General features: G+C 72.2%; 15 protein-coding genes and 1 pseudogene. 9 read left to right on the top strand and 7 right to left on the bottom strand.

All coding sequences use genetic code 11. From position 1 onward, the window contains the following. Positions 1–6: 6 nt before the first annotated feature. Positions 7–375, bottom strand: a complete 369-nt coding sequence (locus ACGFMK_RS03785) for a VOC family protein (RefSeq protein WP_392758155.1) — start codon at positions 373–375, stop codon at positions 7–9. Positions 376–465: 90 nt separating this feature from the next. Between ACGFMK_RS03785 and ACGFMK_RS03780 the strand changes: the two genes are divergently transcribed. Next, positions 466–927 carry a CGNR zinc finger domain-containing protein gene (locus ACGFMK_RS03780; RefSeq protein WP_392758153.1) on the top strand — a complete coding sequence of 154 codons (462 nt, stop codon included), beginning with the start codon at positions 466–468 and terminating at the stop codon, positions 925–927. A gap of 211 nt (positions 928–1138) precedes the next feature. Here ACGFMK_RS03780 and ACGFMK_RS03775 read toward each other — a convergent pair whose 3' ends face one another. Beyond that, positions 1139–2437: a DUF445 domain-containing protein gene (locus ACGFMK_RS03775; protein ID WP_392758151.1), complete on the bottom strand. Its 1299-nt coding sequence runs from the start codon at positions 2435–2437 to the stop codon at positions 1139–1141. 29 nt (positions 2438–2466) lie between these two features. Between ACGFMK_RS03775 and ACGFMK_RS03770 the strand changes: the two genes are divergently transcribed. Together ACGFMK_RS03770 and ACGFMK_RS03765 are read left to right on the top strand one after the other, a co-directional pair. Further along, complete coding sequence (locus ACGFMK_RS03770) at positions 2467–3633, top strand: pyridoxal phosphate-dependent aminotransferase (protein WP_392758150.1); 1167 nt, start codon at positions 2467–2469, stop codon at positions 3631–3633. Positions 3634–4156: 523 nt separating this feature from the next. After that, positions 4157–5374 (top strand): hypothetical protein, encoded by a 1218-nt coding sequence (locus ACGFMK_RS03765; RefSeq protein ID WP_392758149.1) that lies wholly within the window; start codon positions 4157–4159, stop codon positions 5372–5374. A 496-nt stretch (positions 5375–5870) separates the two neighbouring features. Here the strand turns inward: ACGFMK_RS03765 and ACGFMK_RS03760 are convergent, their stop codons facing one another. Next, complete coding sequence (locus tag ACGFMK_RS03760) at positions 5871–7325, bottom strand: PLP-dependent aminotransferase family protein (protein ID WP_392758147.1); 1455 nt, start codon at positions 7323–7325, stop codon at positions 5871–5873. A gap of 61 nt (positions 7326–7386) precedes the next feature. On the opposite strand from ACGFMK_RS03760, the gene ACGFMK_RS03755 reads away from it, so the two are divergent. Beyond that, positions 7387–8034, top strand: a complete 648-nt coding sequence (locus tag ACGFMK_RS03755) for a YitT family protein (RefSeq protein ID WP_392758146.1) — start codon at positions 7387–7389, stop codon at positions 8032–8034. Here ACGFMK_RS03755 and ACGFMK_RS03750 read toward each other — a convergent pair. After that, positions 8031–8558, bottom strand: coding sequence for a Clp protease N-terminal domain-containing protein (locus ACGFMK_RS03750; protein WP_392758144.1), 528 nt, complete (start codon positions 8556–8558; stop codon positions 8031–8033). The genes ACGFMK_RS03755 and ACGFMK_RS03750 overlap by 4 nt on opposite strands. After that, positions 8558–8767, bottom strand: coding sequence for a helix-turn-helix domain-containing protein (locus ACGFMK_RS03745; RefSeq protein ID WP_323329256.1), 210 nt, complete (start codon positions 8765–8767; stop codon positions 8558–8560). The genes ACGFMK_RS03750 and ACGFMK_RS03745 overlap by 1 nt, the downstream gene beginning before the upstream one ends. 90 nt (positions 8768–8857) lie before the next feature. On the opposite strand from ACGFMK_RS03745, the gene ACGFMK_RS03740 reads away from it, so the two are divergent. Then, positions 8858–9643, top strand: coding sequence for a hypothetical protein (locus tag ACGFMK_RS03740; RefSeq protein ID WP_392758142.1), 786 nt, complete (start codon positions 8858–8860; stop codon positions 9641–9643). 52 nt (positions 9644–9695) lie between these two features. Further along, positions 9696–10259: pseudogene (locus tag ACGFMK_RS03735) on the top strand (DUF998 domain-containing protein); the annotation flags it as partial. Between the two features lie 81 nt (positions 10260–10340). On the opposite strand, the gene ACGFMK_RS03730 reads toward ACGFMK_RS03735, so the two are convergent. Both ACGFMK_RS03730 and ACGFMK_RS03725 read right to left on the bottom strand, forming a co-directional pair. Further along, a complete protein-coding gene (locus ACGFMK_RS03730; protein WP_392758140.1) occupies positions 10341–11369 on the bottom strand; it encodes a D-cysteine desulfhydrase family protein in 1029 nt (342 codons plus the stop codon). Then, positions 11366–11929 carry a dihydrofolate reductase family protein gene (locus ACGFMK_RS03725; protein ID WP_392758138.1) on the bottom strand — a complete coding sequence of 188 codons (564 nt, stop codon included), beginning with the start codon at positions 11927–11929 and terminating at the stop codon, positions 11366–11368. The genes ACGFMK_RS03730 and ACGFMK_RS03725 overlap by 4 nt, the downstream gene beginning before the upstream one ends. 124 nt (positions 11930–12053) lie before the next feature. Here ACGFMK_RS03725 and ACGFMK_RS03720 point away from each other — a divergent pair, with 124 nt between their 5' ends. From ACGFMK_RS03720 to ACGFMK_RS03710, 3 genes are read left to right on the top strand one after another with little or no spacing between them, the layout of a single operon-like run. Then, positions 12054–13439, top strand: coding sequence for an amidase (locus tag ACGFMK_RS03720; RefSeq protein ID WP_392758136.1), 1386 nt, complete (start codon positions 12054–12056; stop codon positions 13437–13439). Further along, the gene (locus ACGFMK_RS03715; protein ID WP_392758135.1) at positions 13406–13981 is read left to right on the top strand and encodes a TetR/AcrR family transcriptional regulator; all 576 of its coding nucleotides are present in this window, start codon (positions 13406–13408) and stop codon (positions 13979–13981) included. Before ACGFMK_RS03720 ends, ACGFMK_RS03715 begins: the two co-directional genes overlap by 34 nt. Further along, positions 13981–14859, top strand: a complete 879-nt coding sequence (locus ACGFMK_RS03710; RefSeq protein WP_392758133.1) for an oxygenase MpaB family protein — start codon at positions 13981–13983, stop codon at positions 14857–14859. Before ACGFMK_RS03715 ends, ACGFMK_RS03710 begins: the two co-directional genes overlap by 1 nt. Positions 14860–14881: the final 22 nt, after the last annotated feature.

Raw genomic sequence — 14881 nt, 5'->3', positions numbered from 1 at the left:
TTCCGTTCAGCAGGCGCAGAGGCAGAAGGGGTGCCCCACCGGATCGGCGTAGACGCGGAACGTCTTCGGGGCGTCGTCCAGCAGCTTCGCACCCAGGCCGAGCACGCGCTCGTGCGCCGCTTCCAGGTCGGTGACGTCGAGGTCGAGGTGCATCTGCTGCGGGTTCTCGGCGGACGGCCACGCCGGCGGCCGGTAGTCGGGGACCCGCTGGAACGCGATGCCCGCGCCGCCGGCCGGGTTGGGCAGCGTCACCCAGTGCCCGTCCTCGGCGACCTCGGGCTCGCCCCACTCAAGCACCGCCCGGTAGAACGCGGCCAGGGCCACCGGGTCGGGACAGTCGAGGGCCACCACTCCCAGCGTCGGTACCGCACCCATCGTCGCTCCCTTCGATCGCGAGTAACCAGTGAACGGAGTATGTGGGTTAGCTCTTGAGGGCGCAACCACCTTCCGCCGTACACTGGTTCCGTGCACACCGACGCGTCCCTCGTGGTGGAGTTCCTGAACACGGTCAACGTCGAAGAGGGCACGGACCTGCTTGAACATCCCGGCCAGTGGCGCGAGTGGGCGACCGGGCACGCGCTGCGGGCCAACCCGGCCGCCGAGGCCCGGGCGGCGCGCGACGCGCTGCGGGCCGCGATCGGCGATCCGCGGTTGCCCGGCGGCAGCGTCGACGTGGGCACCCGGATCTCCCTCACCGACGACGGCCCGGCCCTGGTGGCGGACGACGTCGTCGGCGCGGTGTTCGCCGCCTGCACCCGGCTGGTCGTGCGCGGCGACTGGATCCGGCTGAAGATCTGCCCCGCCGACACCTGCCTGTGGGCGTTCTACGACGAGTCCCGCAACCGCTCGCGGACGTGGTGCTCGATGCGCGTCTGCGGCAACCGCGAGAAGGCGCGCGGCTGGCGGGCCCGCGCGGCCACGGGCTGAGACTCTCATCCGAGCGGCGGACCCTCGACCGGCTGTGGACAACTCGTCACACCAGCACCACATATCCACGCCCCGGCCGGGCTTACCCCCAGACGTTGTGGACAGGGATTAGGCCATCACCGTGAAAAGTTGTGGATAACCCGGGGGATAACTCAGGTTCCTGTGGACAACTGGTTTGAAGGTCCCCCGCGTGTGGTATACGTCTCCGCCGTCAGAACAGCAGCTCCGCGACGGTGTAGATGACGAGCCCGGCCAAAGCGCCGACGACCGTGCCGTTGATCCGGATGAACTGCAGGTCACGGCCCACCTGGAGCTCGATCTTGCGGGACGTCTCTTCGGCGTCCCAGCGCTCCACCGTGTCGGTGATGATCGTGGTGATCTCCTGCGAGTAGTTCTTCACCAGGTACGCCGCGGCGCCCTCGACCCAGCCGTCGACCTTGCCGCGCATCTGGTCGTCGGAGACCAGCCGCCCGCCCAGCGACACCAGCCCGGTGCGGACGCGCCGGCGCAGCTCGCTCGACGGGTCCTCGGCCGCGTTGAGCAGCATCTCCTTGGCCGTGCTCCACGCCGAGCCGATCAGCCGCTGCACCTCTTCGTGGTGCACGATCTGACCCTTGACCTGCTCGGCGCGCGCCATGACGTCCGGGTTGGTCTGCAGGTCCTGGGCGAACTCGCCGAGGAACTTGTCCAAGGCCAGCCGCATCGGGTGGTTGACGTCGGTCTTGACCGCCCACGCGAACGACAGCACCTCGCCGTAGACCTTGTCCGCGAGCATCTCGTCGACGAACTTCGGCGACCAGCTCGGCGCCCGGTCGGACACCACGCGCAGCATCGTCGTGTGGTTGTCGCGGACCCACTCGTAGGCGCGGTCGCACATCAGGTCCACGAGCTTGTGGTGCGCGCCGTCGGCGAAGACGCCCTGCAGGATCTTGCCCAGCGGCGGACCCCACGGCTTGTCGATGATCCGCCGCGCGACCGCCTGCTCCATGATCGCCTGGACGTCCTCGTCGCGGAGCACCTTCACCGCGGCCCGGACGACCGTGGCCAGCTCGGACGTCACGCGCTCGGCGTTGTCCTCCTGCGCCACCCACGCGCCGAGGCGCCGGGCGATCTCGACGCGCTTGAGCTTGTCGCGGATGACCTCCTCGGAGAGGAAGTTGGACCCGACGAACTCGCCGAGGCTGTTGCCCAGCGCGTCCTTCTTGTTCGGGATGATCGCCGTGTGCGGGATCTTCAGGCCGAGCGGGTGCCGGAAGAGCGCCGTGACGGCGAACCAGTCGGCCAGCGCGCCGACCATGCCGGCTTCGGCCGCGGCCCGCACGTAGCCGACCCAGCCCGCCCAGCCGCTGGCCTGCGCCCAGCTGGTCAGCAGGAACACGACGGTGGCGCCGATCAGGAACGACAGCGCGACCAGCTTCATCTTGCGCAGCGCGCGCCGCTTTTCCGCTTCACCGGCTGCGCCGCCCGGCGGATCGGCCGGGGTCACCTTGGCGGGGGTCAGTTGCTCCACCCCACCATTGTCCGTGAGGATGGCTGATCGTGCGCGAACCTGCTCTCGTCCCCCGCCTGCGGCCGTTCACCTCGACCATCTTCGCCGAGATGACGGCGCTGGCCGTCAAGCACGACGCGGTCAACCTCGGCCAGGGCTTCCCGGACACCGACGGCCCCGCCGGCATGCTCGACGCGGCGAAGAACGCCCTGTTCGGCGGCGCGAACCAGTACCCGCCGGGGCCCGGCCGCCCCGAGCTGCGCGCGGCCATCGCGCGGCACCGGCTGCGCTACGGCACCGAGTACGACCCGGACACGGAGATCCTGGTCACCGCGGGCGCCACCGAGGCCATCACGGCGACGCTGATGGCCCTGACCGAGGCCGGCGACGAGGTCATCGTCATCGAGCCGTACTACGACTCCTACGCCGCCGCCGTCGCGATGGCGGGTGCGCAGCGCCGGGTCGTCGGGCTGGTCGAGGGCGAGGACGGCCGGTTCGGCCTGGACGTCGAGGGGCTGCGGGCCGCCGTCACGCCGCGGACCCGGGCGATCCTCGTCAACTCGCCGCACAACCCGACCGGCACCGTGTTCACCCGCGCCGAGCTGGAGGCGCTGGCCGCGCTCTGCGTCGAGCACGACCTGATCGCCGTCACGGACGAGGTCTACGAGCACCTGGTGTTCGACGACGCGGAACACATCCCGCTGGCCACGCTGCCCGGCATGCGGGAGCGGACGGTGAGCATCTCCAGCGCCGGCAAGACGTTCAACTGCACCGGCTGGAAGATCGGCTGGGTCTGCTCGACGCCCGAGCTGGTCGCCGCGGTCAAGGCGGCGAAGCAGTTCATCACGTTCGTCTCCGGCGGGCCGCTGCAGCCGGCCGTCGCGTACGCGCTCGACCACGAGCTGCCGTGGGTCGACGGGCTGCGCGAGAGCCTGCAGGAGAAGCGCGACCGGCTTTCGGCCGGGCTCGCCGACGCCGGGTTCACCGTGCGGCCGACCGCGGGCACCTACTTCGTCTGCGTCGACGTGCGGCCGCTCGGTTTCACGGACGCCGCCGATCTGGCGTGGGAACTACCCGGCCGGGTCGGTGTCGCCGCGGTGCCCGTCAAGGTGTTCACCGATCACCCGGACGAGTGGAAACATCTTTTGCGTTTCGCGTTCTGCAAGCGCAATGAAGTCATCGACGAGGCCATCACCCGGTTGCGCAAACTGGTCTGACGTCCGCGGTCGCGCCTTTGGTGGCCACGAGGGGGCGAGTCCCTCACTTGCCGCAGCGCTTTGTGACGCTCCGCAGTCACCGAAGGCGGGCCGATGCCGCCGTCGGGCCGCCGGTGGTCACGGACCGCAGCCGGACGTCTCACAATTCGGAAACGTGCTGATCCCTCAATCGAAATCGGCGAACACGCACCGAGTGCGACCGGTCGGGCACGGTCCGCCACCCGGGCACCGAAAACATCAGGTCAACGCCAAATGCCCCGAAACCCGGCACTCGTCCGAATGGCCGCAGAGAGACGTCCGAACGGCACTGAGAGTGATCAACTCGTCGGCCCTAGATACCTTGCCCGGTAGGGCCGTTCCGCCTTACGGGCTGGATAGAACGCGGGAGAGATGAAAGACTCCCGAGCGGTGCTAGAAAGAGTGCAGCCCCGGGGGATCTGCGACCTGGCCGGAGAAAGACCCCAGCAAGATCGGACTCGAGCGTGCATCGCGAGAGCCACAGGCGCGGACGGTGGTGGTGACGGTGAGTGGCACGGTGTTCGTGCGCCCCGGCGCTCCGGCGCGACCTGCGCTCACAGCCGGTGAGGCCACGCCCGCGCCGCGCCCCTGGGCGGCGGCGCTCCCCCGTCCCGCGGCCCGGATCCTGCTCGCCGGCGGCCTGACCCTGGCGGGCTGGCTGCTCGGCGCCGCGCTGTCCGGGAACACCGCGTCGGCCGCCGAACCGGCGACCTGCCAGCACTCGACGGTGTCCACTGTGGAGCACGGCAAGCACGGTCACCACCACCGCACGAGTCACCACGAGACCGGCGCCGCCACCTGCGCGCAGCAGCCCTCGGCCGGTGACGACACGAAGCAGGACGACCCGGCGCAGCAGGCCGAAACCCCCGCCGACGAGACCACTCCCGTCGAGACCACGAAGACCGACGACAGCGCGACCGTCGAGACCAAGATCGTCGAGAGCCCGGCCGCCCAGAAGCAGAGCCTGGCGAAGCAACAGTCCACGAAGGACGTTCAGACCGCCGAAGCGCCGTCGGCCAAGGCGACGACGTCGGGCAGCGGCCTGCTCGGCGGGCTCGTGGGCAACGTCCTCGACGTCGTCGGCGGCACGCTCACCACCGTCACCAACACGGTCGGCGTCGTCACGCACACCGTCAGCACCGTCACCGACACCCTGAGCCACACCGTTCTCGCGCCGCTCACCCAGCCGCCCGCGAACAACCCGAACGCGCCGGTGCTGCTCCCCCTCGACGACGTGCTGAACCCGATCCTCAACGGCGTCTCGAACTCCGCCGGTGTCACGGCGACCGTGCCCGGCACGGTGACCGCCGTTGTCACCCAGGTGACGACCCCCGCCGGCACCACCACCCAGACGGCGCCCGTGACGACTCCGGCCGCCGCGGACACCCAGACCACCGGCGGCCGGATCGCGCTCGTGCACCTGGTCGAGGTGCAGAGCGTGCGGCCGGCGGTCCAGGAGCAGCCCCGCGACTCGGGCGTTCACGCTCGCAACGGTGGCGGCGACTCGACTCCCGGCCTGCCCGGCGGCGGCACCACCGCGCCGAGCGCGCCGGCTCCCACCGCCGCTCCGGGCCACGACGGCCCCGGCGGCGCCCGCCCGCAGTTCGCGGTGCACACCGACGACGTGACCACCACGCAGCTGAAGCTCATCGGAGCCAGCCGCGATCACGACGTCGACGGCGCGGGGCGCGAAGCCGCCCTGCCCACCACCTCACCCGACTGACCCCGAACCGGGCAGCCGGGGACAACTGCGTCCAAACCAAGATCATCTTGTCGGACGCCCACGCCGTTGGCGCGTGACGTTTCCCCTGCTCCAGTACGTGATCCGTGACCCTTTCACGTCTCGTGACGCCTTGCCGCGTCCGACGTACCCCAGGGGCGACCCATGCGCAGCAACCACAGTCTTTCCGACCGGCCGACCGCGCCCGGCCGGGTCGGATCCCGGTCCCGGCGTCGCACTGCCCCTGCGACGCCGGGACCCACACCGGGCGTGCTCCGGGAGTTCCTGCTCACCGCGCCGAGCAGGGGCTCGTTCTACCGAGAGCCCGCCTGAGCCGCCGGCTTCCCGGCACGTCGAGGGGCTGTGCCGGGAAGCCGCGGTACCCGCATCGGAGTCACGTACCGATGCGGGTGGTGGAAACAGACCGGTGCGCCGGATGCACACGAACGCCGCCCATCCCTGGGAGCAGGCTCGCATCCGGCGCACCGGTCCGTTCGTTTCAGGCGACCGGGGCGTCCAGTGACCGCGGTGTGCCGCGGACCGCGGCCTCGGCGGCGCTCAGGCGGCGGACCGCCTCGTTGATCGTCTCCGGGGGCAGCGAAAACGGCAGCCGCAGCCAGCGCTCCAAACCACCGTGGACGCCGAAGCGCGAGCCCGGCGCGATCTGCACGCCGTGCCCCGCGGCCGCCACCGCCAGCCGGGAGCTCACCGGCTCCGGCATCCGGCACCACAGCGACAGCCCGCCCCGGGGCAGCGTGAACGTCCAGTCCGGCAGGTACTCGCGCACCGCCGCGGCCAGCGCGTCACGGTTGCGGCGAAGCTCCTCACGGCGCCGGGCGAGCGCGGCCCAGCCCTCGTCACGCAGCAGCTCCGTGAAGATGACCTGCTCGAACACCGGCGACCCCAGGTCGACCGCGTAGCGCGCCGAGACGAGCCGGCCGAGCAGGTCCTCCGACGCGCGGATCCAGCCGAGCCGCAGCCCGCCCCAGTGCGACTTGGACGCCGAGCCGACGCAGATCACCAGGTCGCCGGCGAACGCGGCCAGCGGCGGCGGCCCCTGCAGCGGGTCGCCCTCCAGGTCCAGCTCGACGAGCGTCTCGTCCACCACGACCGGCGTCCGGGCGCGGGACAGCACCGCGCCGAGCCGTTCCCGGCCTTCGGCGTCCAGGCGCAGGCCGGTCGGGTTCTGGAAGTCGACCACCAGGTAGCCGAACCGGGGTGACGCCTGGCGCAGCGCCGCGTCGACCCCGGCGATGTCCCAGCCGCGCTCGCCGGTGGGGTCGAGGGCCACCGGCACCGGGATCGCGTGCGCGGCGCGGATCGCTTCCAGCGCGTTCGGGTAGGTCGGCTGCTCGACGAGCACCCGGTCCCCCGGGCCGGCGAGCATGCGCAGGGCCAGCACGAACGCGTGGTGCGCGCCGTTGGTGACCATGACCTGCGCGGGTGTCGTCGGCAGCCCGCGCTCGGTGTAGCGCTGGGCGATCCGCTCGCGCAGGCCGGGCAGGCCACGCTCCTGGTAGCCGTGGCCGCCGAGGTAGCCGGTGAGCTCGAGGCGGGCGACGTCGACCGCGCCGATCATGCCCGGGATGGCCGGCGAGGACGCGTGCGTGAAGTCGATCAGTTCGCCGCCGGCCGGGGCGAGCGGCTCGCGGCGCCGCCGGCCGGGCGCGGCGATCCACGACCCCGCGCCGCGGCGGCTGGCGACGAACCCGTTCTCCCGCAGCCGGTCCAGTGCCCCGCCGATCAGGGTCCGGCTGGCGCCGAGCGCCTCGGCCAGCTCGCGCTCGGCGGGCAGCCGGGTGCCGAGCGGGAGCTGGCCGTCGAGCACCTGCAGCTCGATGGCCGCGGCGAGATCGGCCGCGCCCTGCCGGGAGCCGCCCTGACGCCACGAGCCCAGCATGACGGCCAGTCGCGGACCAGAGATGCGTCCACCCAGTGGGAGTACCGGTTCCATCAGGCCAATATCCCAGAATTGGCTATGGTTTACCAGACCACTTACCCCTGATAGTGGTGACGTGGCTCAGATCGATCTCCGGCCCGTCCGGATCTCCCGTGACCCCGCCCGCCGCAGCGTCCAGCTGCTCGCGGGCCTCGCCCTCTACGGCACCAGCGCGGCCATGCTGACCCGCGCCCACCTGGGGCTCGAACCCTGGGGCGTGCTGGCCGAAGGCGTCATGAAGCACACCGGGCTGACCTTCGGCACCGTGACCGGCGTCGTCTCGGTGGCCGTGCTGCTGCTGTGGATCCCGCTGCGCCAGCGGCCCGGGATCGGCACGGTCGCGAACGTCGTGGTCATCTCGGTGGTGGTCGACCTGGTCCGGGCGGTGCTCCCGGACCAGCACGACCTCGCCTGGCAGGTCACGTTCCTGGTCGGTGGCGTCGCGCTGAACGGTGTCGCCACCGCGACCTACGTCGGCGCCCGGCTCGGCCCGGGCGCCCGTGACGGCCTGATGACCGGGCTCGCGGCGCGCACCGGCTGGTCGGTCCGGCTGGTGCGCACCGGCATCGAGGTCGCCGTGGTCGCCATCGGCTGGCTGCTCGGCGGGACCGTCGGGGTCGGCACCGTGCTCTACGCACTGGCGATCGGCCCGCTCACCCAGGCGCTGCTGCCCCTCGTCACCTGGCGCGAAGCGAAGAGCGAAGAGCAGGAGCGCGCTCACTAACCCGCCTTGTGCTGCTGCACGATCCGCCGCAGCGTGACGTAGTCGGCGCCGCGGCGGGCGAGGACGTCGTCGGTGCCGCGCTGCTGGGCCAGCGCCAGCAGGATGTGCTCCTGCCCGAGGTGCTTGTCCCCCAGCCGGACGGCTTCCTTGAGGCTCAGCTCCAGCGTCTTCTTCGACTGGCTGGTGAACGGGATGTGCCCGCGCTTGGCCGGGCCGAGCCGGCCGGCCAGCGCACCTTCGCCGTGGGTCTGCTCGACGGCTTCCACGATCTGCTCGACGTCGATACCGAACTCGGTGAGCGCCTCGGCGTCGGCGTCGCTGACCCCGCCGCGGCGCCGGGTGCGGGCCAGCTCCGCGGCGATGTCTTCGGCGGAGACGCCCAGCTCGGTGAGCAGCGGGACTTCGGTCTTCATCAGCCCGGCGAGCAGGTGCGGCGGCGCGATCTCCGTCGAACCGGACTCCCGCGCCACGATCTGGGCCTCGACGACCGCCATCCGCGCGTCGGCCGTGAACCTCTCGAACATCAGTGCCTCCCGTACTTCTTGTGCACGGCCTGCCGGCTGACCCCCAGCTCGGCGGCGATCTCCTGCCACGACCAGCCGTGCATCCGCGCGCTGCGGACCTGCACGGCCTCCAGTTGTTCCAACAGCCGCCGGAGCGCGGCGACCGCACGCAGTCCCACCCGGGGATCGCGGTCGCCGGCCCGGGCGGCCAGGTCTGTCGCTTCCGTCATGCCGTCAACCTACGTTGACATCTCGCACCTGTCAACTTTGGTTGACGCGCTCACCGCGAAAGGACCGGTCCGCCGACGTACAGTCGGGCCATGCCCGAGATCGTGTTCGCCGAGCGGGCCGGGGTGGGCGCCGACGGCCACCCCCGCCCGACCGAGGACCACGTCGTCGTGCTGGACAACGCGGTTCTGCTCCTCGACGGCGCCACCTCGTCGGATCCCTCGCTGCCCCCGGGTGGCTGGTACGCGGAACGGCTGGCCCGGCGGCTGGCCGACGACCTGCGCACCGCCCCCGAAGCCGACCTGACCGACGTCCTGACCAGCGCGATCGCCGTCGTCACGGCGGAGAACGAGCTGCGCCCCCAGCGGTCGCCGTCGAGCACCGTCGCGGCCGTGCGCTGGCTCGACGACCGCGTCGACGCGCTGGTACTGGCCGACAGCCCGGTGATCGGCTTCGGCGGTTTCGGCACCGACGGCGTCGACGTCGTCTCGGACGACCGGCTCGCCGGGCTCCGGCGGCGCGGAATGCTCCAGACCGGCGCGGACGTCCGCCGCCGGCGCAACGCGCACGACGGGTTCTGGGTCGCCGAGGCCGACCCGGGTGCCGCCGCGCACGCGGTGAAGCGCAGCTGGCGGCGCGCCGATGTCGACGCCGTCCTGCTCGCCAGCGACGGCGTGTCCATCGGGGTCGACCAGTACCGGCTGTTCGACTGGGGCGAAGCACTGGCGACCACCCGCGCCGACGGCCCGGACGCGGTGCTGGACGCCGTCCGGACCGCGGAGAAGCAGGACCCGGACGGCGAGCGCTGGCCGCGGCCGAAACGCCACGACGACCAGGCGCTCGTCCTCGTCGACTTCGCGGCCTGTTCCAGGGTGTGAATCAGGGTCTTCCCCGATCACGCCCGTCCGGTTCTTCGAGAACCTGGACGGCATGGGGACGGAACAGGGGAAGCGCACGAGACCGTGGACGTTCGTGGCGCTGGGCGCGATCGGCTGGGGCCTGTTCACGGCCGTGGTGCTGCACATCATCAGCTCGCACGACCCGGTGTACGACACGTTGTCGAGCTACACCGTCACCGACCGAGGTGAGGGCATGCTCGCGGCGAGCGTGCTGTCGCTCGCCATCGGCTCGCTGGCCGTGCTCGGCGCGCTGCACGTCGCCGGCGTGCCGCTGTCGCGGACGACGCGGCTGCTGCTCGCGCTCTGGTCGCTCGGCATGGCCGCCGCCGCGGTGTTCCCGGCGAGCTACCCGGCCGCGCCGAACCCGGTGAGCGGCGAGATCCACCTGTACGCGTGCCTGGTCGCGTTCTGCAGCCTGCCCGGCGCGGCGTTCACGCTGCTGGAACCGCTGAAGGGCCGTCCGGAACGCGTCTTCGTCGTCCGCACGCTGCGGCTCTCGGCGGTGACGTTCGGGGTCTTCGCGTTGAGCTTCGTGTTCGTGCGGCTGAGCGAGGCCGGTGTCGAGCCGTTCCCGTTCCTGTCGGACGTGGTCCCGATCGGCGTGACGCAGCGCGTGCTGCTGCTCGCGGACGTCGTGCTGCTGCTGACCCTGCTCCGGGTGGCGACCCGGCTCGAATCAGCCTTCGACGGCAGCCGCGAATTCGGGCGCGTAGCCGTACAGGCCGGGCATCCCGCCGGTGTGCAGGAACACCACGTGGTCGTCCGGGGCGAAGTGGCCGGCCCACTCGATCAGCGCGGCGGCCACCTTGCCGCTGTAGACCGGGTCGAGCACGACGCCTTCCGTGCGCCCGAACAGCTTTAGCGCGTCCCAGACCGCGTCGGTCGGGATGCCGTAGCCGGGGCCGAGCGTGGAGTCGCCCAGCCGGACGTGGTCGAGCAACGGCGGTGCGACGCCGAGCAGCTTCGCCGCGCCGGAGGTGAGTTCGCGCAGGTTCTCCGTGGCCTCGGCGAGCGGGTGGCTGACGCAGGCGACGCCGACCCCGAGGCCGCCGAGCAGCCCGGCGGCCAGTGCCACCCCGGCCGCGGTGCCGCCGCTGGCGTGCGGGACGACGAGGTGGGCGCGGTCGACGCCACGTTCGGCGAGCTGGGTCGCGAGCTCGTGCGTGGCGCGGACGTACCCGAGCACGCCCAGCTCGTTGGACCCGCCGACCGGGACCGTGGCGACCTTGCGGCCCTCTTGCCGAGCTTCGGCGACGAGCCGGTCGTAGGTCCGGCCGGTCTCCTCGCCGTCGGCGCAGACGTGGACCGTCGCGCCGAAGAGCCAGTCGAGCGGGATGTTGCCGGAGTGCTCGTACGCGTCGCCGTCGCGCGGGACCTTCGCGGTGAGGACGAGCTCGCAGCGCAGGCCGAGTTTCGCGCAGGCCGCGGCGGTCTGGCGGCCGTGGTTGGTCTGCAGGGCGCCGAAGGTGATGACGGTGTCCGCGCCGGCTTCGAGGGCGGCACCGAGGTGGTACTCCAGCTTGCGGAGCTTGTTGCCGCCCGCGCCGAGCGGGTGGACGTCGTCGCGCTTCAGCAGGAGGTTCGGCAGCCCGAGCGCCTCGCCGAGCCGGGGCGCCGCGCGCAGCGGAGTCGGCCAGCCGCCCAGGTCGACGCGGGGAACGGCGTCCAGCGCGGCGGCCGGGAATCCGTCGAAGTCGAACGTCATGCCCTCACGATAGGGGCCGCGCACCGGAAGCGAAGGGCCGTGAACGTCCCCACGTCCCGCGCGTCGATCTTCTCGAGGGTGACGCCGTCCAGGTCCGGGTCGTCGAACAGCCGCAGCCCGGCGCCCAGCAGCACCGGCGCCACGTCGACGTGCAGTTCGTCGGCGAGCCCGGCCCGCAGGGCCTGCCGGACGACGCTCGCGCCGATCACCTTGACGGCCTTCGACCCGGCGGCCACCTTCGCCTGGGCGACCGCCGACGCGATCCCGTCCGTGACGAACGTGAAGGTCAGGTTCTCGTCCTGCTTCGGCGGCACGGGCGGCGGCGTGTGGGTGACCACGAAGATCGGGACCTGGAACTCGTAGTTGCCGACGTACCAGTCCGGGTCCTCGGCCATGGCGAACGTCCGGCGGCCCAGGACGACCGCGCCGGTCTCCCGGATCAGCTCGTCCATGAACGCGCCGCGGGACGCGACCGGGTCGGACAGCCGCGCCGTGCGGCCCTGCCGATCGGCGACGAAACCGTCCAGCGACATGGTCATGCCCGCGTGCACCGTGGCCATCGTTGCTCCTCCTGTGGTGTTTCCGGGGTAGACGTCCCGAGCCGCGAAAACTCATCGGGAGTTTCAGAAACCGTCGGTTTCCGGTAACGTTCGTTCGAACGAACGAGAACTCCCGGGGGCTGCCATGACCGCGACACCGAAGACCGGCCTCGACTTCACCGGGCTCGCCGCGCAGGCCGGGCAGCTCGCCGCGGGCGCGGTCACCTCGTCGGAGCTCACGGCCGCCGCGCTCGGGCGGGCGCACGCGAGCCAGGCCACGCTCAACGCCTTCCGGTACCTGCGCGACGACGACGCCCTCGCCGACGCGGCCGAAGCCGACCGGCGGCTGGCCGCCGGTCGACGCTCCCCGCTGCTCGGGGTGCCCGTCGCGATCAAGGACGACGTCGACCTCACCGGCCTGCCCACCGCGTTCGGCTGCGCCGGCGAGTTCCCGGCCGCCACGCGGGACGCACCCGCCATCGCCCTGCTGCGCGAGGCCGGGGCCGTGATCATCGGCAAGACCAACACGCCCGAGCTGGGCCAATGGCCGTTCACCGAAGGGCCGGCCTTCGGGACCACACGCAACCCGTGGGACCTCGGGCACACGCCCGGCGGTTCCTCGGGCGGGAGCGCGGCCGCGGTGGCGTCGGGGGTCATCGCGGCCGCGCTCGGCTCGGACGGCGCCGGCTCGGTGCGCATCCCGGCCGCGTGGACCGGGCTCGTCGGCGTCAAGACCCAGCGCGGCCGCATCCCCACCGACGGCGAGCTGTTCCACGGCCTCACCGTGCTCGGCCCGCTCGCCCGCACCGTCGAGGACGCCGCCCTGCTGCTGGACGCGGCCGCGGGCATCGGCCGGACGTTCCAGGCGGCCGCTACCCGCGAACCGGGGCGGCTGCGGATCGGGCTGTCGACGCGGATCCCGTTCACCGCCACCAAGACCCGGCTCGACCCGGTCGTCGAAGCCTCCGTGCGCCGCCTCGCCGAGTCGCTCGCCGGGCTGGGCCACGAGATCGTCGAGGTCGAGCCGGACTACGGGCTGATCGGCCTGACGTTCCTGCCGCGCTCGCTCACCGGCGTCCGCGACTGGACGCTGCGGGTGCCCGACCGGGCCGGGCTCGACCCGCGCACCCGCAGCAACGCCAGCCAGGGCCGGCTGCTGGCCGGGCCCGCGCTGCGCCTGGCCCGCGCGCTCGAGCCGGGGCTGCACCGCCGGATCGGCTCGGTCTTCGGCCGCGTCGACGTCCTGCTGACCCCGACGACCGCCACCCCGCCGCCGCCGATCGGCACGTTCGACGGCCTGTCCGGCTGGGAGACCGACCAGGCCATGATCGCCGCCTGCCCGTACGCTTGGCCGTGGAACGTGCTGGGCTGGCCGGGGGTCAACGTCCCGGCCGGGCTCACCGACGGCGGGCTCCCGCTCGGGGCCCAGCTGCTCGGCCCGTCACACGCCGAGGAGCGGCTGATTTCGCTTGCCGCGCAACTGGAAGAGGTCGAACGGTGGCCGGAGCGGCATCCCGAGACAAGCTGGTAAGCACCCGGGACGCCATCCTGCGCGGCGCGCTGACCGTCGTCGGCGAACACGGCGTCGGCGGCCTCACGAACCGCCGGATCGTGGCGGCCGCCGGGGTTTCGCTCGGCACGCTCACCTACCACTTCCCCAGCCAGACGGCGTTGCTGCGTGAGGCGATGCTGCTGTTCGTCGAGGAGGAGACGACCAAGCTCGGCGCGATCGTCGACGGCTACCGCTCCGACGGCCTCAGCCTCGAGCAGGCGGCGTCGATCGTCGAGCACGTAATCGCGCAGCTGCCGTTCGGCGCCGACGAGCTCGGCGCGCACGAGCTGTACCTCCAGTCCGCGCGGGACCCCAAGCTGCACGAAGCGTCTTCGCGCTGCTTCGCGGCGTACGACGAACTCGCCGTGACGATCCTCGAAGCGCTGGCCGTGCCCGATCCGCGGCGGCTGGCCGGGCCGGTCGTCGCGCTGATCGCCGGGCTGCAGCTGCGGCGGCTGGCCACCGGGGACACCGCGACCCCGGTCGCCGAGCCGCTGATGATGCTGATCCGCGGGGCTTGATGGCGCCGCCGATCGTCCGGGGCACGGCGGCGTGGAAGTACTTCGGCGACTTCCGCGACGGGCTGCTGGCCGGGCAGGTCCTGGTGCTGCAGGTGGCGCACCCGGTCGTCACGGCGGGCGTGCGCGACCACTCGAACTACACGGAGGACCCGTGGACGCGGCTGATGCGCACCGGCGCGTCACTCTCGATCTACGTCTACGGCGGCGACGCGGGCGCGCGCGTCGAAGCCGCCCGGTTGCGCTCGTTGCACCGCACCTTCACCGGCGTCTCCGGTGGACGCCGCTACAGCGCGCTGGACCCCGCCGCGTACGCCTGGGTGCACGCGACCTTGGTGAAGGTTCCCGTTGACGCGCAACGGTTCTTCGGTCACCCACTGTCCACTTCGGAGCTGGACGAGTACTACGCGCAGATGCGGGACGTCGGCCGGATGCTGGGCGTGCGCGAGCAGGACCTGCCCCCGGACTGGGCGGCGTTCGAGCGCTACCACGACGCGATGGTCGCGGGCTTCGACCTGAACCCGGCGATCACCACGCTCTTCGAGACGATCCGGACCGTGGACAAGCCGGTCTCCTGGCTGCCGGACTCGTGGTGGCGGCTGCACGCCCGGGTCCAGCTGTTCCTGCTCCGGGCCACGCTGCCACCGGAGTTCCGCGCCCGCCTAGGTCTACAGTGGACGGTCGCCGACCAGCGCCGCTTCACCCGGTTCGCTCGCTGGGTACGACTCCTGAGCACGCCGATCCCGGCCGGCCTCCGGACGGCCCACATGCGCTGGATCGGCAAGCTCAACGTCTGGTTCCGCGCCCACCCGCGCGCCTACCGCCTCCTGATCCGCCACGACAACGGCCCCGGCGCACGCCCCGACACGCATCTTTCATAGCGAAAGTGACGCTCTCGGTCTC

Origin of the sequence: Amycolatopsis sp. NPDC049252 (assembly GCF_043197175.1) — a bacterium.
Lineage (GTDB): Bacteria > Actinomycetota > Actinomycetes > Mycobacteriales > Pseudonocardiaceae > Amycolatopsis.
The sequence above is the reverse complement of the archived record's forward strand: the minus strand, read 5'-3'. Positions and strand labels throughout refer to the sequence as shown.

Bases quoted from the DNA above. Each gene is read 5' to 3' on its own strand.
- ACGFMK_RS03785 (WP_392758155.1), bottom strand. From the start codon at position 375: ATGGGTGCGGTACCGACGCTGGGAGTGGTGGCCCTCGACTGTCCCGAC.
- ACGFMK_RS03760 (WP_392758147.1), bottom strand. From the start codon at position 7,325: ATGGAACCGGTACTCCCACTGGGTGGACGCATCTCTGGTCCGCGACTG.
- ACGFMK_RS03750 (WP_392758144.1), bottom strand. From the start codon at position 8,558: ATGTTCGAGAGGTTCACGGCCGACGCGCGGATGGCGGTCGTCGAGGCC.
- ACGFMK_RS03745 (WP_323329256.1), bottom strand. From the start codon at position 8,767: ATGACGGAAGCGACAGACCTGGCCGCCCGGGCCGGCGACCGCGATCCC.
- ACGFMK_RS03740 (WP_392758142.1), top strand. From the start codon at position 8,858: ATGCCCGAGATCGTGTTCGCCGAGCGGGCCGGGGTGGGCGCCGACGGC.
- ACGFMK_RS03730 (WP_392758140.1), bottom strand. From the start codon at position 11,369: ATGACGTTCGACTTCGACGGATTCCCGGCCGCCGCGCTGGACGCCGTT.
- ACGFMK_RS03725 (WP_392758138.1), bottom strand. From the start codon at position 11,929: ATGGCCACGGTGCACGCGGGCATGACCATGTCGCTGGACGGTTTCGTC.
- ACGFMK_RS03720 (WP_392758136.1), top strand. From the start codon at position 12,054: ATGACCGCGACACCGAAGACCGGCCTCGACTTCACCGGGCTCGCCGCG.
- ACGFMK_RS03710 (WP_392758133.1), top strand. From the start codon at position 13,981: ATGGCGCCGCCGATCGTCCGGGGCACGGCGGCGTGGAAGTACTTCGGC.